We start from the raw sequence: 21135 nt of genomic DNA on the forward strand, positions 1-21135 counted from the left end.
TGGATTGGTTGAGAGAAGCCCACCATAAGGTGGGTTTTTTATAGTAAGAATAATAAAAAATAAGTAAATATAATAATTCCATACGTAATTATACGAATAGAATTAACTAATTTTTTTTCTAAAGATGTGGTTGTTAAATAGTTATTCTTTTGAAGAAGAATCCACTCTTTATCAAAATTATTAACTCTCAGTTTTTTTTCTAAACTATTAATAATTTTAAATTTTGCACTATTCAATTTTCCATAGGATTCAATCATTTTTTCCCACAAAACTGTAATCAAAATAATGATGATATTTACAAAAAACATTAATATAATCGAATACTTATCAACACCTTGTTTTTGAATAAATGCTATTGATAAAGAAATTATAGCAGTTAATAGAGCTAGAAAAAGTGTGTGAACTTTAGATCGTTGTTCTGTGACTTTTTCAGAAGAGGTTACTAAAATTTTGTAACTTTCGAGTTTATTTTTAGCATTAAGCTCATTCTCATAACTAAGCGTATCAAGCAAATTTTTGGTAAGTTTGAAACAAGGATAGTTGTTAATAAATTTTTTATAGTCATCACTTTGACAAACATTGCCTAATTCAAGACCATAAATTGGAGTATCAAGAAGTTGGGCTTGGCTGATTTCCCATTGAATATTAAGATTAGAAAAAACATCAGTTGGACCAAGAATAATAAGAAAAAAATCACAAAACTCTACTTTTTTTATAACATTATTTTTCCAATCATTAGATAATGTATTTTCGCGATATATTTCAAATATTTTTTTATCAGAAATCGCTTCAAATTCATTTAATTTGAGATTTATTAGGAGTTCATCTGCATGGCTGCAAGCAATAAATATTTTCATGAGGTAGCTATGGAAAAAGGTTTTGAAGAAATTGAAAAAATTTATGATAGTAATATCAGTAGATTAGCATCAATACAACATGACGTTTGGGCTCATTGGCAAAGTTATCTTCATTCACAATGTGTGCTTAATGATGATGGTTCACTTACTATCCCGAAAGAACTCGTTGAACATTGGGAGAGACAAATTAAAACAGCTTATGAAGATTTAAGTTTAGAAGAAAGAGAGAGTGATGACAACCAAGTTAAAAAGTCCAAAAGCATTATTTTAACTATGCTTTTGGAAGCAAAAAAAATTAAATAATATTTTTATATAGCTTTAATTGCTTTTACAAGACTATCGCCACGCCATGGTACAATATAGTCTGCATTATCCTTAACTACTTTAGATGTTTTTTCTGAACCCCAAACCTCTATAGCGATAATTTTTTTTCCTAACTTTTTTGCAATTTGAATTTCAATCTGAATCCACTTACTATATGAAGCATAGACTCCAGCTAAAATAATTACGTTTTTACAATATCTTATCTTATTTTCTATAGCTAGATATAATTCTGTATCATTTTTGGCATTGTGGATGGGATCATTTTTAGGAACGCTAAAATCTTTAAAAGAAAATTCAGAATTTACTTGATTACGTAGTAAATTAACTACTGCTTCATAGTTTTTATCATAGCTCCAACTATGGCTAATAAAAAGATTATGACAAGACATTAAACATACCCCCTAAATTATTAATTATCTGATATATTTGGTCCTTTATTCAGAATTCAAGTAGGATATCGAAATAGATTTATTAAAAAAATTTCTTTTTTAAGGTTATTTTGTGTTGCTATAAACTAAATAAATCTTACTAAAAAAAATCAATATATTAAGTGGTTGGGATAGAAGTTGAAGATCATAAAACTATGATTAGGTAAGGAAATTTGATTGATAATTTAAATTTCCTTAGTAGTATAATTAATAAAGTTTAACTTAAAAAGCATGTTGCGTTTTTAAAGTCAAATACGCCCGTAAATCGTTTGGATAGCCGTGAATCAATTCTAAAAACAGCGCTTGATTACCTTGATATAAAGCACGAGTGGCTTCCTCATAATTTGGCATATTGCCTGACATTGCTGACATAAAACGATCAGTTGCCTGTTTTGCCAACATTTTATTACTTGCTGAATCGGGGTTATTTAACTCTTGGTCAATCAATTTTCGAATCACGGCAGATGCGCTAGAACTTTGTTGATCTAACCAATCCCAATGCTTTTGCTGCAAAGTGATTTCACGAGAAATCACCCCCAATTTAGGACGTCCAACTTTTTTAACCGCTTCAGGTTCAGCATAACGTTGCTGAATATCGGCTGTAGAGCCCATGATATTGACATCAATGGCTTGACCCGTTTGATCATTAAAAATCAACACAGGTGTGGAGGTGTTTTGTTGAGTCTTAATGGTTAATGCTACGTTTAACAAAGAATCAGTGATTAAACGCTCATTGCCAACAAAGGCAGTGTAGGTGTTTTTAGTATTCATTTTAAAACCTTTGAATATTTTTATCAGGGTAAAACTAATTTGTGTTTTAATATTATCAGGGTAAAATTGGATTAGCAAACAAAAAATGATCAATATGGTCTTTGATGCTTAAAAATAGCAATAAAAAAGCATGTAAATCTTTAAAAATTAAATGCTTACTTGCAAAAAATATAATGAGTTAAAGGCGATAATCTATTTTTAAACCATAAGCGAGTGCATGGTTATGTGTAATTAACAAATAGTTGGTTTTTTGATATTTGTTCTTACGTCTTTATCCGTTTGGTGCAATTTGTATAAACAATTGAAAACTATATTTTTGTAAGGATACTCACTCTATTTTGTAGACATTGGTGGCGAAATATTTGCACATGCACTGGTTTATGTTCAAATACAGAAAACATGAAAAGTAATGAATGGAATAGGAAAGAAAGTATGTCTACAAATAACATGCAACAGGTCATTATTACAGAACCCGGTGGTATAGAAAAACTGGCTTATGAAACGGTAGAAATTCCTCAACCCAAAGCAGATGAAGTTTTGGTTAAAGTCCATGCATTTGGGATTAATCGGCCCGATATTTTACAGCGTCAAGGCTTATATCCTATGCCAAAAGGGGTGACACCTGTTCCCGGTTTGGAAGTTGCTGGAGAAGTGATTGCAGTAGGAGAAAAAGTCACTTTATTCACAGTGGGGGATAAGGTTTGTGGACTGACCAACGGCGGTGGTTATGCAGAATATTGTGTCGTGCCAGAATCTCAAACCATTAATATTCCAGAAGCTGTAAGTTTTGTCCAAGCTGCAGCAATACCTGAAACCTTCTTTACCGTATGGGCCAATGTTTTTCAAATGGCGCATGCCAAAGCAGGTGAAACATTATTGGTACATGGTGGCTCAAGTGGTATTGGTACAACCGCGTTAATGTTAGCGCAATCATTAGGTTTGAAAAGCTTTGCAACTGTAGGTTCTGATGAGAAGATTCAAGCCATTCGCCATTTGACCGACGCGATTAATTATAAGACTCAAGACTTTGAACAGGTCATTCATGAAAAGACTCAAAATGAGGGGGTTGATATTATTCTTGACATGGTTGGGGCGCCTTATCTAGATCAAAATCTAAACCTACTCCGTAGAGATGGGCGTTTGGTTTATATCGCATTTTTGGGTGGCGCAAAGGCCAAAGAAGTAAAATTAGGGCAGATTATGATGAAACGCCTTACTATTACGGGTTCAACCATGCGTGCGCGTACAACTGCTGAAAAAGCTGAAATTGCTAAAGGTTTGATGGAACAAGTCGTTCCACTGTGGGCAAAAGGTGAATGTTTACCCATGATTTATAAAACATTTAAGTTTGATCAGATCCAAGCTGCGCATGCATGTATGGATACTGGTGAGCATGTTGGTAAAGTTGTGGTGGAAGTGATTTAAGATAAGTTTTTTCTATTTAACTTTGTAATTATACTATTTCTCTAAAACTTGATTCATATTATTAAAGAATTAGCACTGCCTCATCTTAGGTCGAAAAGTTTAAATTAATTTGTGTAGGCAATGCCTCACTTTTCAAGGATGAAAAGTGACAAAAATCCTTTGTTGAGCGAGGGGTACGTCCTGTACCCCCGCTCAACCGCGACATCCATGTCGCCACGCGATAGATACACCATGTATGATTGAATGATACAAAAAGGTTCAATTTATATTTAGTTCATTACATTGATTAGTATTCACAGGGCCGTTTAAATCCTCTTATAAAAATTTAAGCGACTTCTAAAATTAAATTTTATTCGGGTGGTTAAAAGCCTGCTAATACGATCTTACCAATGCTTTTACCTGACTCAATCAGTGTATGAGCTTGGGTTATATGCTCAACATTGATTTGACCGAGGTTTTGTCCCAAAGTGGTTTTGATTCTTTGATCATCTACTAATTTTGAAACTTTATTTAAAATATCACCTTGTCGGCTGAGATCTTTGGTTTGGAATGTAGAGCGGGTAAACATCGATTCCCAATGAACAGAAACAGACTTAACTTTAAACGGGTTAATGATAAAGTTTTCAGGATCATCAATTAAACCAAAATGACCTTGGGGTGCAATCAAGTTGGCAATGGCTTGTGTATATCGCCCTGTACCATTAATTGAAAAAATATAATGAGGTAGCCCAATATTCAAGTCTAGGATTTGCTGTTCTAAAGGTTGGCTATGATCCACAATATAATCTGCACCAATTTCAGTCAGCCATGCTTTAGATTCAGGGCGGGAAGCTGTGGCAATAACAGTAAATTCAGTTAGTACTTTTAACAATTGAACCGTAATAGACCCTACACCACCTGCAGCACCAATGACTAAAATCACAGGTTTTTCAACTTTTGTGTCTTGGATTTTTAAACGGTCAAATAACATTTCATATGCGGTGAGTGACGTTAAAGGTAAGGCTGCGGCTTCTGCATCACTCAATGATTTAGGTTTTAGTCCAACGATACGTTCATCGACCAATTGGAATTCAGCATAAGAACCTTGTCTTTGGTTTGAACCCGCATAAAAAACTTCATCACCCACTTTAAAATTTTGAACTTTTTCTCCGATTGCTTTCACGATCCCAACCGCATCATGACCCAAAATTTTCCAAGTATCATTGTCTGGCGAAGTGCGCTGTCGCATTTTGATATCGACTGGATTGATTGAAATGGCTTTGACCTCAATCAGTAAGTCATGACCTGTTGCAACTGGCTGTTCGATTTCGATTTCGGAAAAAACATTGGCTTCTGAAATTGCGAATGGTTTTTTATAAGCAACAGCTTTCATAAGGTTTCACTTTTTATTGGCATATCAAATCAATAGCAAAAAAATCCCAATTAAGAAAGCAAAAAATTGTCAGTTTATGCTTATTGATAAGATTTTATCGAATGGTCTTAATCAAGAAATTTGGACAGCAACAAGCGTATAGGTAAGATAAACAATTGCCAGCATGTGTAAAGCGGCAAAGTCAGCCAATTTTCATGATTCAAGGTGCGGTTAAATGGTTGTCGTCCCTTTTGATAAGACGCTGGAGTAATTCGGTAAGCAAATATGAGTAAACTCACTGCCAATATAAGGAAAAGAGGTTGTGGTTGTTGAGCAAAATAAAAATAGATAAGATACAAGGCGGAATAAAAACTGGTACAGGCCAGTAAGGCTAAAACAGACATTAAACTATCATCCTTTATTGTTATTTGATCAGTTCGAGATACATCGCAGCAGATTAACATTATCTCTGACTTAATTTTAAAATTGTGCGAAAATAGAGTTTCTATTTATTTTTGTTTTAGGACTCCCATGACAGATTCTTCTGCTTCATTAAGTGATATTGAAATTTTAGACATTCTTCAGTCGATGAAATCGGATGAACTGAATGTTGAAGCACAAAAAATCATTCGTGATGGTGGAAAAGCAGGGCGTCAAGAAGCACATAAACAGGCATTGGTTGCTTTACATCAAAGCTTTGAAGACAAACTTGTTGAAGCAGTGACTTTGGCTTTAAATTTAAATGAAGCACAAGCCAAGAAAATTCGTTATAAGAAAGATCGTGTTCGTATTTTAAAAGCAAAAGGTATCGATTATTTAGCCATTGATGGTGCAGAAACTGCTCAAGTGCTATCGCAAGTTGCTCAAGCGATTATTCGTGAAGATGCCACCGTGACGCGTGACCTACATAATATTTTCCCTTTCTGGAAAGAAGGCTGGCCAATGGTACAGTTCGATAGCGCCTATAAAATTTTAGAAGATGACATTTCAATTCATTATCAAGCGTTGCTCGATGTCTTGATTCATCCTTAATTGGATTTGATTGTAAATAAATCATTATTTTAAATAGATGATGATGAAAATAATCTATTTAAAATGAAAAAAAGCCGATATAAATATCGGCTTTTGTCCATTAGTGGAGTGTTGAATAGAGTGGGAATACACCGAGCAGCATGGCTGCAACCAGCATTACCAAGCAGGTCAGAATCGCCCATTTAATGGTGAACTTCTGATGCTGTCCAAATTCGATACCAGCCAATCCACATAATAAATAGGTAGAAGGAACCAATGGTGACAGTAAGTGCACAGGTTGGCCGACAATTGAAGCACGTGCCATTTCTACAGGTGTAATACCATAATGACTTGCTGCTTCTGAAAGGATCGGTAACACCCCATAATAGAAAGCATCATTCGACATAAAGAAGGTCAAAGGCATACTAATCACAGCAGTAATTGGTGCTAAGAAAGGCCCCATACTTTGTGGGATAATCGCCACCAATTCTTTCGACATCGCATCAACCATGCCTGTCCCTGAAAGAATCCCAGTAAAAATCCCTGCAGCAAAAATAATACCCACAACGTTTAGGGCACTACCTGCATGATGAGCAACCAAAGATTTTTGCATATCGACGTCTTTATAGTTCACCACCAATGCAATACAAAGTGCGATCATAAATAAGATCGGTAAAGGCAACACACCTTTCACCAAACAGATCATCAGTACGACGGTTAATAAGCCATTGAACCATCTTAAGTGTGCACGATTCGCTTCTGGATTACTTGAAATTTGAATGTCATCACCATGACTAACATCAAGTTCAATAATACCTAAGCGTTTACGTTCCATGCGACCATACATAAAACCGACAAAATAGAGCCAAAGAATTGCAGCCAGCATTGGTAAAACCATAGGCACAAAGATTTCACTCGCCTCTACATGCAGCGCACTTGCAGCACGTGCCGTTGGTCCACCCCAAGGGGTAAGGTTCATGATTCCGCTTGCCAGCATCATTAAACACGCCATAATCAGCGGGCTCATACCTAATTTTTTATAGAGCGGAAGCATTGCTGCCACACAAATCATGTAGGTGGTTGAACCATCACCATCAAGAGAGACGATGAGTGTCAGGGTAATAGTACCAATAACGACTTTAAGGGGATCACCTTTGACCAGCTTTAAGATGAACTTTACAGAAGGATCAAACAATCCCGTGTCAATCATGATGGCAAAATAGAGAATTGCAAAAAGTAGCATTACGCCTGTTGGTGCAAGTTTTTTCACACCATCAAGCATCATTTCACCGAGCTGTTTGATTTCTAAATGCCCAAGGCTGTCGAAATAGAAGCTAAGACCGTAAGCGATTAATGCAAATAAAATTGGAATAAGTGTGAGTGCTGCAAGCGCAGTCATTCGTCTAGACATGATTAAGTACATAAAGCACAAAATCATGCCCAAACCTAATACGGTTAGCATAGTTCGATCCTTGAATGAGACTTTTTTAACAGAAGTCTTTTAGTTTTTTAAGCAGAAGCATGCTAATAGTTATTTGATTAAATTAAAATATCCTTGTAGAAATACTGAATTCAGTACTATTTTTTAAATAAATAGAGTATTCAAAACAGATATTTAAAAATGAATATTATTTTTGCACCAAAATGGTTATAAATTATATATTATTGATTTATATGTTTATTATATTTTTTCTTTTTAATAATTGAGTTCATGTTAATTTTCATATTTTTAAAATTTATAAATCAAAAGCCCATAATCTAATCAAAGACGCTCTGAAAGTTTTAATATTGAAGCACTACTTTGCATAAAAAAAGCTTAGCAAGGTGATTGCTAAGCTTTAAATACGCTAAAGAAACTTACTGTGAAGAATCTTCTGAGCTTGATGGTTCTGCTTTTTCAAGTAATCGAGTGACCAGTAGCTGGTCAATTTTAAAATGATCTACATCGACCACTTCAAATTTATAACCACCAAAAATCACCGTGTCAGCTGGTTTAGGAATTTTTCTTAACTGATACATCATAAAACCTGCCAGTGTTTCATAGTTTTCTTCATCTGGCATTTCATCAATGGCTAAGGCATGCTTCATGTCTTCAATTGGAGTACTCCCATCGATCAACCATGAGTTGTTATCCCGTTTAATGATTTGTAGCTCTTCATCCATTGGTGTAACCCAGTCGCCCATCACAGTGATCATGATATCTGACAGGGTAATAACACCAACCACAAGCGCGTATTCATTAAATACTACCGCAAATTTTTCTTTGCTTGAGCGGAAGCGGTCAAGAAGTTCAGAAAGGGTCAATGAGTCAGGAATGGTTAATACTGTACGAATGGTTGATTCATGTAATTGATTAATTTTCTGATTATTCAGAATACGTACTAAAATATCTTTAGCATCTACATAGCCAATCACTTGGTCAATGGTTTCGTTACAAACCAGGAACTTTGAATAAGGGTATTCAGCTAGCTTTTGGCGGATACTTTCTTCTGGTTCTTTTAAAGTAAAAAACACCACGTTTTCACGTGGGGTCATACTAGATGGAACATTACGTTCTTCAAGTTCAAATACATTTTCAATAAAATGATGTTCTTGCTTTTGTAAAACACCTGCCTGAGCACCTGCATCCATCACCGCTGAAATATCATCAAAGGTAATGTTGTCTTCACGTGTTGTATTGACTTTAAACAAGCGGAACAACAAATTAGCCACCGCATTGATAAACCACGCTAAGGGTTTACAGACCACGATGAAGATCTGGATGGGATTAATGACTGAAACCGCAATTTTTTCCGGTGCAATCATTGCCATACGTTTTGGCATTAAATCGGCAAAAAGAATAAATAGTGAAGTGACTAAAGTAAATGAGAGGACAAAGCTAATGGTTTCTGTCCAATTTCCAACATAGAAACGCGAGACAAATTCAAGAAAATAAGGGCGAAAGGCACCTTCACCTAAAATACCGCCAAGAATAGCAACAGCATTTAAACCGATTTGGGATGCGGCAAAGAAATCGGCAGAGTTTTGCTGTAAGTCTAGGACTTTTTGTGCTCTCTCATCGCCAGATTCGGCAAGAATTTTGAGTTTAACTTTACGCGCACCTGCAAGGGCGATTTCAGTTAAAGATAAAAAACCAGCTCCTGCGATGAGGACAGCGATGATTAGGATATTCTGGAACAGGCTCACGAATCCACCTATGGATCATCATTATTATGAGATATTTTTAACACATAAAAGGGGGTGGTAGTGAGTAACACACTACCGATCTGGAATTAGTATAAGCTTGAAATGATAAGAATTTAAGAAAATTCCTATTAATATTGAGAAAAATGCGAATTATTTTGCATAAATTCACGATTTTCTTCTTCAATCATTTGACGTGCAACATAAAGAATCAATTGGCGTAACCAACGATGTGCAGGATGATGATGAAGTAACGGGCACCATGCCATTTTTAATTCAAATTCTGGAATATAAAAAGGCGGATCTTTAATGAGTAAATTTTGGCTTTTGGCTTGTAAACGGGCGATACGGGTTGGTAATGTTGCAATCAAATCGACATTTGAAGCCAACAATGCCGGCATTTGATAATGACGAGTAAAGACTGAAATTTTACGCTTTTGACCAATTCGCTCTAAAGCTTGATCAATCCAACCCAATCCTGCTTGTTTCTCAGGATTCACACCAAAACCGACCCCCATACCTGTTTTTGATACCCAGATATGTTGCGCATCTAAATAACTTTTAAGATTTAAATTACTCGAAGCGGGATGTTTGTTATTGAGTAGGCAAGAGAAACTGTCACGCCATACTAAAACTTGGTGAAAGCTTTGTGGGATTTCATTAAAACGGTTAATGGCTAAATCAACTTTACCTTGTTCCATGTCACGATATGACACGTCACTTGGTGTTAAAAAGTCGAGTACAACATTCGGTGCTTCTGAGCGCAAGGCTTTGACTAGACGAGGAACAAGTGTCGCTTCGGCATAATCAGAGGTCATAATACGGAATACACGGTTTGAAGTATAAGGTCGGAACTCAGTACGAGGTTCCAAAATCATCGATAAATCAGACAGTGCGTCACGGATGCGGGGTTGTAATTCTAAAGCACGTTCTGTTGGTGTCATACCTTCAGAAGAACGAATTAAAAGAGGGTCATTAAATAAATTACGAAGACGACGTAAAATATTACTCATTGCGGGTTGGGTAACACCAAGCTGTTCAGCAGCACGAGTCACATTTTTTTCACGTAAAAGAACGTCAAGGTAAATTAAGAGGTTGAGATCGACCCGCTCCAGATTCATAAAAAAAATACCGAAAATAAAATTTAGAAATCACAGGGGATTATGCCATAAGGAAATGCTTTTGTGTAAAAAGTAGATAAAAAAACAGCAGGCGATTTATTGTTGTAGAAGGATCAAGATTTATTGTCTTGGTTTAAAATTGAGATGCATGCTTGAATAAATCCTAATCTCCTCATTATACATCAAGACCAGCAGATTTTTGAGCAACAGCATTGTTTCTCAATGGATGAATTCGGCGATTATGCTTTGTGTGATTATTGATCATTCAGGGTATTTTTATATCAAAAAAATCCAGTTCTGGTTTTTTTGTTACAAGCTCAGACTTAAGTCTAATAGCGATAAAATCAGTAAATTGTCTGCTATTTAAGCAAAAAATAGATGATTGGGTTTTATATAAGGTTTTATAAATTAAAGAGTTAGAGATTTTTTATATAATTATAATACGACTTTGATCTACATATTTTTTAAATAAATACTGAAAATTAACTCAGAATATTGGATTAATTTGAGGAGTCAATCTAAGCTAAGACCATAACAACGAAGTGTTCTAAATCTGTACAAACAAATACCGAGTGGATTTAGCTCTTCGATTGATGAAATCCTAATATTATTACAGGAACATATCATGACTACATACCAAACAGCGATTGATGCAATCCGTGAATTAAAAGCAAAATTCGGAAGCACATGGCGCGATATTAGCCCAGAAGATGCTGCGCGTATGCAAATGCAAAACCAATTCAAAACTGGTTTAGATATCGCTAAATATACAGCTGCGATCATGCGTCGTGATATGGCTGAATATGATGCTGACTCTAGCAAATACACTCAATCTTTAGGTTGCTGGCATGGTTTCATTGCACAACAAAAAATGATTGCGAACAAAAAATATTTCGGTACTACAAGCAAACGTTATATCTACCTTTCTGGTTGGATGGTTGCTGCACTTCGTTCAGAATTCGGTCCACTTCCTGACCAATCTATGCACGAAAAAACTTCTGTACCTGCTTTAATCGCTGAAATCTATACATTCTTACGTCAAGCTGATGCGAAAGAACTTAACGATTTATTCCGTGCACTTAAAAAAGCAAACGAAGCTGGTGATACTGCTAAAGCTGCTGAAATCACTGCTCAAATCGACGGTTTCCAAACTCACGTTGTGCCAATTATTGCGGACATCGATGCTGGTTTCGGTAACGAAGAAGCGACTTATTTACTTGCACGTAAGATGATCGAAGCTGGTGCTTGTGCACTACAAATCGAAAACCAAGTATCTGATGCTAAACAATGTGGTCACCAAGCTGGTAAAGTAACAGTTCCACATGAAGACTTTATCTCTAAAATCCATGCATTACGTTATGCATTCTTAGAAATGGGTCTTGATGACGGTATCATCGTTGCGCGTACTGACTCTGAAGGCGCTGACTTGACTCAAAAAATCCCAGTGGTTAAAGAGCCAGGTGATATTGCTTCTCAATATATCAGCTACTTAGACACAACTGAAATTGACATTGCTGATGCTCAAGAAGATGAAATCTTGATTAAACGTGATGGTAAATTACACCGTCCTAAGCGTTTAGCTTCTGGCTTATATCAGTTCCGTGAAGGTACTCAAATTGACCGTGTTGTACTTGACTGTGTGTCTAGCTTACAAAACGGTGCAGATCTTCTTTGGATCGAAACTGCGACTCCAAACGTTGAAGAAATTGCACACATGGTTAACCGTGTACGTGAAACAGTTCCAAATGCGAAGCTTGTTTATAACAACAGCCCATCATTCAACTGGACTTTAAACTTCCGTCAACAAGCTTACGATCGTTGGGTTGCTGAAGGTAAAGACGTTTCTGCTTATGACCGTGCTAAATTAATGAGCGCTGAGTACGATGCTTCTGAATTGGCTGCTGATGCTGACTCGAAAATCCGTACATTCCAAGCAGATGCTTCTCGTGAAGCTGGTGTATTCCATCACTTGATTACACTTCCGACTTACCATACTGCTGCGCTTTCTACTCATGAGCTTGCACAAGGTTACTTCGGTACTGAAGGTATGTTGGCTTATGTTGCTGGCGTACAACGTAAAGAAATCCGTGGTGGTATCGCTTGTGTTAAACACCAAGCAATGGCGGGTTCTGACATCGGTGATGATCACAAAGAAATCTTCTCTGGTGACAATGCACTTAAAGCGCATGACGATGCTAAAAACACAATGAACCAATTCGCTGCTCACTAAGCACTGACTTGATTCGAAGAACCCAGCGTAAGCTGGGTTTTTTTATGGCAGCTGATTAAGTTAACTGTAGGATTTAGTTTACACAGCATATTGTTGTTTGAATTAAATAGAGGTCGATGATGTTAAAACATCGTTAAAGACTGAATCAAATAGCGGATTTTAGCAAAGTTTATTCATGTTGATGTGTATAAGTATTTAAATTATTGTATTCAATAGTGATGACGATACGTTAGAGCGCTTTGTGATATACATTGAGAAAAAGAGGGCTGTATAAAATAAAAATGCCCAATGAAATTCATCAGGCATTTATTGATTAACAATATTGAGTTGTATTGTGTTATTCGCGTATTTTAGTCGTTAAGCAAACTTTGCCAATACTTCTAAGAAACCTTCTTTTTGACGCGGATATTCTGCGATCACATCATGAATACGTTGACCTTCAGGATTGGTTGCATTGATGTCTCGACCATCAGCAACAAACTTGGTCAACAAACGCTCATAGTCAAATGGGCGCATATGTTTAAATGCATGATAAAGTACATGAAAATCTGTATTGGTACCTTCAGGAGGAAGTTGATCTAAATAGGCAAATACACGCTCGTCTGACCATTCTTCATTGAACGTTGCTGGCTGTGAAAGTGCCATAACAGCATCTCCTCAAAATAAAATAATTCTAAATCAAATGATTGATTTGCAGCATTATATAAACCTTACTGATCTTTTGTTTAATAAGGATAAATACAATATTTAGCTGAAAAAAATCTAAAATAAAAAGGGCAAAATATATTGCATGAGTAAAAGCAATGCTTTTTGACTCTGCCCTATATTTTGCCCTGAATCAATTCACTTGACTAATCAATAATGAAATTATCGTTCTTCAGGTAAATTGATATTCATTTCCAACATTTCAATGTTGGCTTCAGAACGAACTTGCATTTGAATATGCTGTTCATCCACACCACGGACATAACGATTAACCACTTGCATGATTTCTTTCTTCATTTGGTCAATCTTGTCTTGGCTTAAACGTTTGCCCAAACCGTTTTCAGAAGCAACAATAACTTTTAAGCGATCTTTAGCAGTTTGGGCGCTAGATGGTTTGTCATCATTGCTAAAAAGTTTACTCCAAAATCCTGCCATTTCTACGCTCCAAATAACCGTGCTAACCAACCCTTAGGTTTCACTGTAATATGTCGATAAGGACGTTCCTCACCCAAGAAACGCGCAACTAAATCATCATATGCTTGCCCAGCAGATGCTTCTTGGTAAAGAATGACGGGTTTACCTTCATTCGATGCCTGAAGTACGCTAGGGCACTCTGGAATGACGCCTAAAGTTGGTACACGTAAGATATCTTTTGAGATATCATCAATGGTCAACATTTCTTGTTTATCGGCACGTTCAGGGTTAAAACGCGTAATACATAAATGCTTACGAACACGCCCTTCGTTGTTTTCTACTTTTTTCGTCTTGCTGTCGAGCATACCAATAATACGGTCTGAATCTCGAACAGAAGAGATTTCTGGGTTTGTTACAATAATTGCCTCATCTGCATGATACATGGCTAAAATCGCGCCACGCTCGATCCCCGCAGGTGAGTCACAAATAATATAATCGAACTCTTGCGAAAGCTCATCGATTACACGAGCAACACCATCATCGCTCAACGCATCTTTATCACGGGTTTGTGATGCAGGTAAAATATAAAGATTTTCAATATCTTTATCACGAATCAATGCTTGTTGTAAGCGTGCTTCGTTATTAATGACATTAACAAAATCATACACCACGCGGCGTTCACAGCCCATGATCAAATCTAAATTACGCAAACCCACATCGAAATCAATCACAACAGTTTTATGACCACGTAGGGCTAATCCTGTTGCAAAAGATGCACTCGTCGTAGTTTTACCTACGCCACCTTTGCCTGATGTAACGACAACAATTTTGGCCACCGAATCCACTCCTGTTATGGTCATTTTACCCGATTAAACGAGTTTTATATGGTGTTAATTTATACCTTAAAATTGCAAAGCTTCAAACACTAGCTCTTGCTGGTCATTCAAGTAAATATGTACAGCCTTTTTAATGACATCTTGAGGAATGTCATCTGCTACACAATATGTTCCTGCAATAGAAACCAATTCGGCTTCTAGTGAATGACAAAAAATTCTTGCAATGGTGTTACCACCTGCACCTGCAATGACTCTACCACGAACACTGCCATAGATATGTATATTTCCTGAAGCAATCACTTCCGAACCACTGTTAATACCAGCATTCAGTATGATGTCCCCATGATCTTGAACCAGACATTGTCCAGTTCTTAAAATTTCATCATGGTATGAGGTTACATGACTCAATGTTTTAGGTGCATCTACGCTTGTATTTGGTGTTGCTACAGTAGGTGCTTTTACTGGAGTTTCAACCACTTGTTCTTTCGTCGGTTTAATCCGTTGCAATGGACGATCGGCAGGCAAGACTGGGAATTGAATTGCACGTGCTTGATCACCCAATAAACCATCAATCACAGCCATAGGCTGTAAATCTAGACTGATAATAAGTTGAATCAGGGCAATAAGCTCTTGTTCAACTGTAGTATCAATAATGACCAAAGCCCCTTGATAAGAGGTTTCACTCATCATTGAAGTTAATTGCTGGCGGATGGCATCATGATCATTAGTATCGAAGGTTAATCGGGTAAAATTAACCATTCTGCCTGTAATCCGTATATCAGCCATAATTATTCCTTAAAAGGCGTGTGACCTAAATTTTCTATCTAAGCGTCAAAAATTGTGAAATAGGGCAAATGCTAGAACATATTGAATGATTTCTCTAGCAAAGATACAAATATTTTCAATGAATTGCTTATTCTTTGAATCACTCATCTTTTACTTGATCATTTTTTTCTAATTCAAGCTGCCATTGTTTTACTTTCACTTGCTTCCTTAACGATTCTAAACTTTCATAGACTACAGATTCAACTAGTTCTTCAAGCTTCTGATTTTCAATATTTAACTGGCTTAATTTGGTTGAAATCAGTTGATAGGTCGCGTTTGGATTGTGTAAATTGCCTTCTGTAAAAGGTTCTACCAATCCTTGAGTAATATTCTCACCTAACTGTTGCCCAATATTTTGAATCTGATTTTCAATCATACTGCCGGCAATTGGGATCATGCGCAATAATTGAGTCAATTGCGGAGTGTCTTCAATGGCTTGACGTACAATCTGTCCAACATTATGGCTAATTACATGACTTTGTGCTTTTAATTCAGTGGCTAAAGACTCTTGTAAGACTTCCGCTAAGGTTTGTGCAAAACGCTCTCTATGATGGTCAATCAAATCATGAATGATTTTCTTATGACTGGAACTTGTATCTAATTCTTGTTTAATTCCATCAATGACTGTAATCACAACACGATCAGATAATTCTTCCATCAGCACTCGATAATAAAACAGCACACGTTTTAGAATGTTATCGGGAATAACCTTATAACCTAACTCATGAAAATGATAAGCAATAATACCGACGCGAATTAAACGTAAAAAACGTAAATAAGGAATAATTGCTAAAATTTCATACCAATGAATAAATGGAAAGAAAAACCAACGCGCATGGTGTTTGTTGATGATTGCGATGAGCCAGCGAATGCCTAATTCAATAATCAAAAAGGTAATAAACCAGCTTTCCGTTTTAATCACCCATGGGTGCAGATCTGTTTTGTAATACTGTAAAACTTGCGGTAAATGAATTTCATTGAAAAGCCAGTCACCAAAATTACTCATTAAAAAAGCATTGGCACATAAACAGAATAAATTAAAGATGATAATAAACATCATAAAGATGTCATAACCAAAAGCGATCCACCATCCTCGTGACATATCGTTTTTCGTTTCTGTACTATTTTCGAGTGGTGGAACTTGCTCTGTCATATCCATCCTATTCTGTGGTTTTTCTTCAATTGAAAGTTAGTGGTTATATTTTTGTTTTATGGTGCTAATCAGTTGATCTTTTTCAGTCCATAAATCATCAACCCAGTTTTGAAAGCGTTCGCGATATTCTGCATCATCTTCATAATTGCCGCCTAGTACCCATTCAGGAATCTCAATTTTACGCATATTGACTGCAATTCGAGGGACTTCGCCTAACCAAAACTCGCCATAACCGGGTGCACCATCTGGATACACAATGGTCATATCCACCAATGCATCAATCTTATCACCTAAGATACTTAAAGCGAGTGCAAGTCCACCAGCCTTAGGTTTAAGTAAATTGGTAAAAGGCGATTGTTGTTGAGCATGTTTTTCTGGGGTAAAGCGTGTTCCTTCAAGATAGTTGAGCAGCGTAAAAGGCTGGCTTAATAACTGTTCACAGGCTTTACGTGCTTCTTCCATATCACGTGTTTTCAGTTCAGGATTTTTTGCAATCTGTTCTTTTGTATGGCGTTTCATCATCGGAAAGCCGAGAATTTTAAAGGCTTGCCCGACAAATGGTATGAAAATAAGTTCCCATTTGGTGAAAAAGCGGGTGAGTGGCATGCGTGTTAGACCAAAATATTGGTTTACGGTGGTATCGACCCAACTTTGATGATTACAGGTCATCAAATAACGACCTTGCATATTTAAATCCAAGTTTTCATCAACGGTAATGTCCCATTGTGTTTCAGGAAGAACATGATCAATCAACCAATTATTGACGCTTAACCAACTATTGGTGATGTTGATATTGGTTTCATCCACCTTTTTTGACTTTTTAAATAATTTGGTCAAGCCTAAAGCTAAAACAGGCGGGCCGTGAAAAAAAGTACTACCAGTAATCACTGAGCCAACGGTTAAACCTTTCGTAATTTTTTTTAAAATAGGTTGCTTCTGCTGTTGAGATGACATAGAACAGTCCTAATGATTTATTGTGAGTGCCAGTTCAAGCGACTAGGATATTTTTTACTATCACGTTGCGGCCTTGGAAAATCATGTTAGTCTTGATTTAGCATAACTAGATTTCGGATTTGCTGCTTCGTATTCGCTCAAAAATATACATCGTTGTAAACATAGACGAATTGTCCACAGACTCTAAATATAGTCGTTACAATGCAATTAAAAAAGACACATTTAATGACTATGTATAAATTATGATGATCACATTTGTAAATTTCATTGTAAATATTACAAAATGTAAAAAAATACGTGATTGTTAACAAAACGCCTATAGTGGTGCTTTGTTTTTTATACCAAAATTAAGCTAACAAAAAACACAACTTGGAGGCATGCAATGCGTGCACTATTAATTACAACACTTACAGCAGGGGCTTTAGTACTTTCTGGCTGTCAAACAACTGGTAATAACATCGGTGGTATGGAGTACGACAAATCTGCTATTGGTGGTTTGATCGGTGCAGCAGCGGGCTATGGTTTGTCTCGTGGTAATGCAAACTCATCTGCACAAAACAATCGTGCAGCAGCAATTGGTGCGCTTTTAGGTGCGGGTACTGGTCTTTATTTAGACAATAAAGAGAAGAAATTACGCCAACAAATGCAGGGTACTGGTGTAGAAGTTAACCGTAATCCAGATGGTTCTGTTGCGTTAATTATGCCTGGTAGCATCACGTTTGATACCAACAAATCAACAATTAAGCCGAACTTCTACGGTACTTTAAATAAAGTTGCTCAAACTTTAATGGAAGATAACAAGAGTGTAATTCTTGTTACGGGTTATACAGATAATACGGGTAATGATTCAATCAATATTCCATTGTCTCAAAACCGTGCGTATTCAGTTGCAAACTACCTTAAAGGTAAAGGTGTAGCGAGCCGTATTGATACTCAAGGTTATGGCTCACAAAACCCAATCGCAGATAACTCAACTGCTGCGGGTCGTGAACAGAACCGTCGTGTTGAAATCAGCATTTATGCAGCAAACTAATATCTGACAAACTAAGAAATCGTAACAACAGTAACGTATTTTTTAGTTGAAGGCATTGAGTTGAAAGCATTGAAAAGGAGTCATGGTTCGCTATGATTCCTTTTTTTATGCTCCAAATTTTTATTTAAACCGCATCAATCTGTTTAAGGTTACGATTCAGATTTTTTATTATTAAAACCAGCGTTGATGCTATAAAGGTCTTTCTTCTTGCTGCTATTTGCTAGCCGTTATGCTGGCTTTTGGTTATGCTTTCGCCACTTGATCACCAGTCAACTGAATAACAACAACTCATAACAAAATAGAGTATTGAAACAAGAAGGTTTGAAACTAAAGCAGAATTTAACTGAAATTATTTTTATCTGGTTTTTATATTGGAAAAATTCAAATTAAGCATTTTGCAACTCTACTTTAGATGACTATAATCGAGCTCGAAGTTTTTAGAGGATGAACAATGTCGAAAGCAAGTCAACTGAATGACAAGCAACTTGAAGCCATGAAATATACTCAAGGACCCTTGTTAGTACTTGCAGGGGCGGGTTCAGGTAAAACCTCAGTAATTACAAGAAAAATTGCGTATTTGGTTCAACAGTGTGGGATTCCTGCACATCGAATTACCGCAATGACCTTTACCAATAAAGCTGCACGTGAAATGAAAGAACGTGTTGGTAAGTTGTTGGGCAAAGAAGAGGGCAAAGGGCTTTCGGTTTCAACCTTCCATACCTTTGGTTTAAATTTATTACGAATTGAGCTGAAAAATACTCCACTGAAAAATAACTTCTCAATCCTTGATGCCGATGACTGTAAGCGTATTCTTATGGATTTGATGCATCGTGATAATTTATCGGGCGCTGAAAGCAAAGAATTAATTGCTAAAGCCATGAAAAAGATTTCAGATTGGAAAAATGATTTGATTGTGCCTGAACAAGCACATACGACTTGTGAAACACCAGAAGATGTGCAATTTGCCCACTTGTATCAATTATATGAACGAAATTTACGTGCTTATAATGCCGTAGATTTTGATGATCTGATCGTGATGCCAACACGCCTCTTACAAGACAATGCAGAAGTTCGTGATCGTTGGCAAAACCGAGTTCGCTATCTACTTGTGGATGAGTATCAAGACACCAATACCGCGCAATATATTTTGGTAAAATTATTGGTCGGTGTGATGGGGCAGTTCACCGCTGTAGGTGATGATGACCAATCCATTTATGCATGGCGTGGTGCAAAGCCTGAAAATATGGCATTGCTCAAAGAAGATTTCCGCAATTTAAAAGTGATTAAGCTGGAGCAAAACTATCGCTCTACCAGTCGTATTTTAAAAGCCGCGAACCATGTCATTGAAAATAACCCACACATTTTTGATAAAAAGTTGTGGAGTGATAAAGGCCATGGTGAAGTCATTCGAATCATCACCTGTCGTAATGATGATGATGAATCTGAACGCGTAGTAAAAGACCTGCTCACGCATAAATTGATGAATGGCAAAAACTGGAAAGATTATGCGGTGTTGTATCGCGGAAATTTCCAAGCACGTGTATTGGAAACTCAGCTACGTCAAATGCAGATTCCATACAAGCTCTCTGGTGGTCAATCTTTCTTTGGTCGTGCAGAAATTAAAGATGTGATGAGCTACTTGCGTATCATCATCAACCCTGAAGATGACAGTGCTTTCCTTCGTATTATCAATACGCCTAAACGTGCGATTGGCCCAGTAACACTTGAAAAGTTAGGTCTTTTTGCCCAAGAAAATCATTTATCACTGTTGGCTGCGGCAAGTGATCAACGCTTAACTATGGTAATGCCGAAAAAGGCCACTACACAATTGGCTGAGTTTGCTGGCTTTATCAATGATTTCACTCGTGAATTGTTAGATGACGATGAACCTGTTCCTAAAATTCGTCAAATGATGAATGATGCAGGCTATATCGATTATTTACGTGAAACTGCTGCAACGCCTGCACAAGAAAAAACCAAGATTGATAATGTGGAGATGCTCTATACCAGTATTCAAAGCTTAATCAACCGTGCTGAAGATGTAGATGAAAAGAACATTGAAAGTGTGATTCGTAAAATGGTGTTGCTAGATATGCTTGAGCAACAACAGGAAGATGAAGACACCGATAAAGTTAACCTGCTGACATTACATGCATCTAAAGGTCTGGAATTTCCATTTGTTTATATTATGGGCTTAGAAGAAGAGCTTCTGCCACATAAGAACTCCATTGCCGCGGAAACGATTGAAGAGGAACGCCGTTTAATGTACGTGGGTATTACCCGTGCACAACAAGGTTTAACCTTAACTTTGGCTGAGCAGCGTAAAAATGGTGGGCAAATGAAACAAATGACCCCGAGCCGCTTCTTAGATGAATTACCACAAGATGAGTTGGATTGGTTAGGACGTAAGAAAAAATTAGCTGAAAATGTTGATCCTAAACAACAGGCACAGCAATATTTACAAAACTTAAAAGCGTTATTAAAACGTTAATTTTTTAAATCAGTTCTTTTATT

At 36.7% G+C, this 21135-nt stretch carries 20 protein-coding genes; 6 read left to right on the forward strand and 14 right to left on the reverse strand.

Annotated features, from left to right (window positions below; genetic code table 11):
* Window positions 1–38 precede the first annotated feature (38 nt).
* Window positions 39–857: a hypothetical protein gene (locus M2R48_RS04170; RefSeq protein ID WP_262085182.1), complete on the reverse strand. Its 819-nt coding sequence runs from the start codon at window positions 855–857 to the stop codon at window positions 39–41.
* On the opposite strand from M2R48_RS04170, the gene M2R48_RS04175 reads away from it, so the two are divergent.
* Complete coding sequence (locus M2R48_RS04175) at window positions 831–1160, forward strand: hypothetical protein (RefSeq protein ID WP_262085183.1); 330 nt, start codon at window positions 831–833, stop codon at window positions 1158–1160. The two genes, M2R48_RS04170 and M2R48_RS04175, sit on opposite strands and share 27 nt — an antisense overlap.
* A 5-nt stretch (window positions 1161–1165) precedes the next feature.
* Here M2R48_RS04175 and M2R48_RS04180 read toward each other — a convergent pair whose 3' ends face one another.
* Entirely contained in the window at window positions 1166–1570 is a 405-nt protein-coding gene (locus tag M2R48_RS04180) for a TIR domain-containing protein (protein ID WP_262085185.1), read from the reverse strand.
* A gap of 261 nt (window positions 1571–1831) precedes the next feature.
* Complete coding sequence (locus M2R48_RS04185) at window positions 1832–2380, reverse strand: DUF2239 family protein (protein ID WP_262085186.1); 549 nt, start codon at window positions 2378–2380, stop codon at window positions 1832–1834.
* A gap of 432 nt (window positions 2381–2812) precedes the next feature.
* On the opposite strand from M2R48_RS04185, the gene M2R48_RS04190 reads away from it, so the two are divergent.
* Window positions 2813–3805 (forward strand): NAD(P)H-quinone oxidoreductase, encoded by a 993-nt coding sequence (locus M2R48_RS04190; protein WP_262085187.1) that lies wholly within the window; start codon window positions 2813–2815, stop codon window positions 3803–3805.
* A 361-nt stretch (window positions 3806–4166) separates the two neighbouring features.
* Here the strand turns inward: M2R48_RS04190 and M2R48_RS04195 are convergent, their stop codons facing one another.
* Together M2R48_RS04195 and M2R48_RS04200 are read right to left on the reverse strand one after the other, a co-directional pair.
* A complete protein-coding gene (locus M2R48_RS04195; protein ID WP_096733339.1) occupies window positions 4167–5177 on the reverse strand; it encodes a zinc-binding alcohol dehydrogenase family protein in 1011 nt (336 codons plus the stop codon).
* 107 nt (window positions 5178–5284) lie between these two features.
* Window positions 5285–5560 (reverse strand): hypothetical protein, encoded by a 276-nt coding sequence (locus M2R48_RS04200; RefSeq protein ID WP_262085188.1) that lies wholly within the window; start codon window positions 5558–5560, stop codon window positions 5285–5287.
* A 127-nt stretch (window positions 5561–5687) separates the two neighbouring features.
* Between M2R48_RS04200 and M2R48_RS04205 the strand changes: the two genes are divergently transcribed.
* Window positions 5688–6188 carry a hypothetical protein gene (locus M2R48_RS04205; RefSeq protein ID WP_004819381.1) on the forward strand — a complete coding sequence of 167 codons (501 nt, stop codon included), beginning with the start codon at window positions 5688–5690 and terminating at the stop codon, window positions 6186–6188.
* Between the two features lie 100 nt (window positions 6189–6288).
* On the opposite strand, the gene M2R48_RS04210 is transcribed toward M2R48_RS04205, so the two are convergent.
* From M2R48_RS04210 to M2R48_RS04220, 3 genes are all read right to left on the reverse strand, one after another.
* Entirely contained in the window at window positions 6289–7629 is a 1341-nt protein-coding gene (locus M2R48_RS04210; protein ID WP_004722773.1) for a CitMHS family transporter, read from the reverse strand.
* A gap of 395 nt (window positions 7630–8024) precedes the next feature.
* Window positions 8025–9353: a hemolysin family protein gene (locus tag M2R48_RS04215; RefSeq protein WP_034610998.1), complete on the reverse strand. Its 1329-nt coding sequence runs from the start codon at window positions 9351–9353 to the stop codon at window positions 8025–8027.
* 128 nt (window positions 9354–9481) lie between these two features.
* A complete protein-coding gene (locus tag M2R48_RS04220; RefSeq protein ID WP_004722769.1) occupies window positions 9482–10471 on the reverse strand; it encodes a LysR family transcriptional regulator in 990 nt (329 codons plus the stop codon).
* 625 nt (window positions 10472–11096) lie between these two features.
* Here M2R48_RS04220 and M2R48_RS04225 point away from each other — a divergent pair.
* On the forward strand, window positions 11097–12701 hold the full coding sequence (locus M2R48_RS04225) for an isocitrate lyase (protein ID WP_004722767.1): 1605 nt from the start codon (window positions 11097–11099) through the stop codon (window positions 12699–12701).
* Window positions 12702–13058: 357 nt separating this feature from the next.
* Here the strand turns inward: M2R48_RS04225 and M2R48_RS04230 are convergent, their stop codons facing one another.
* From M2R48_RS04230 to M2R48_RS04255, 6 genes are all read right to left on the reverse strand, one after another.
* Window positions 13059–13346 carry a PA4642 family protein gene (locus M2R48_RS04230; protein ID WP_151956520.1) on the reverse strand — a complete coding sequence of 96 codons (288 nt, stop codon included), beginning with the start codon at window positions 13344–13346 and terminating at the stop codon, window positions 13059–13061.
* Between the two features lie 222 nt (window positions 13347–13568).
* Window positions 13569–13841: a cell division topological specificity factor MinE gene (gene minE, locus M2R48_RS04235; protein ID WP_004722763.1), complete on the reverse strand. Its 273-nt coding sequence runs from the start codon at window positions 13839–13841 to the stop codon at window positions 13569–13571.
* 2 nt (window positions 13842–13843) lie between these two features.
* Window positions 13844–14656: a septum site-determining protein MinD gene (minD, locus tag M2R48_RS04240; RefSeq protein ID WP_004722761.1), complete on the reverse strand. Its 813-nt coding sequence runs from the start codon at window positions 14654–14656 to the stop codon at window positions 13844–13846.
* Window positions 14657–14722: 66 nt separating this feature from the next.
* Window positions 14723–15442 (reverse strand): septum site-determining protein MinC, encoded by a 720-nt coding sequence (gene minC, locus M2R48_RS04245; protein WP_262085189.1) that lies wholly within the window; start codon window positions 15440–15442, stop codon window positions 14723–14725.
* Between the two features lie 139 nt (window positions 15443–15581).
* A complete protein-coding gene (locus tag M2R48_RS04250) occupies window positions 15582–16634 on the reverse strand; it encodes a preprotein translocase subunit SecA (RefSeq protein WP_410004155.1) in 1053 nt (350 codons plus the stop codon).
* A 36-nt stretch (window positions 16635–16670) separates the two neighbouring features.
* Window positions 16671–17588 carry an acyltransferase gene (locus M2R48_RS04255; protein WP_004722754.1) on the reverse strand — a complete coding sequence of 306 codons (918 nt, stop codon included), beginning with the start codon at window positions 17586–17588 and terminating at the stop codon, window positions 16671–16673.
* 382 nt (window positions 17589–17970) lie between these two features.
* Between M2R48_RS04255 and M2R48_RS04260 the strand changes: the two genes are divergently transcribed.
* Window positions 17971–18621: an OmpA family protein gene (locus M2R48_RS04260; RefSeq protein WP_004722751.1), complete on the forward strand. Its 651-nt coding sequence runs from the start codon at window positions 17971–17973 to the stop codon at window positions 18619–18621.
* Window positions 18622–19072: 451 nt separating this feature from the next.
* Entirely contained in the window at window positions 19073–21112 is a 2040-nt protein-coding gene (locus tag M2R48_RS04265; protein WP_004722749.1) for a UvrD-helicase domain-containing protein, read from the forward strand.
* Window positions 21113–21135: the final 23 nt, after the last annotated feature.

The organism is Acinetobacter sp. I-MWF (genome assembly GCF_025433935.1).
Lineage (GTDB): Bacteria > Pseudomonadota > Gammaproteobacteria > Pseudomonadales > Moraxellaceae > Acinetobacter > Acinetobacter guillouiae.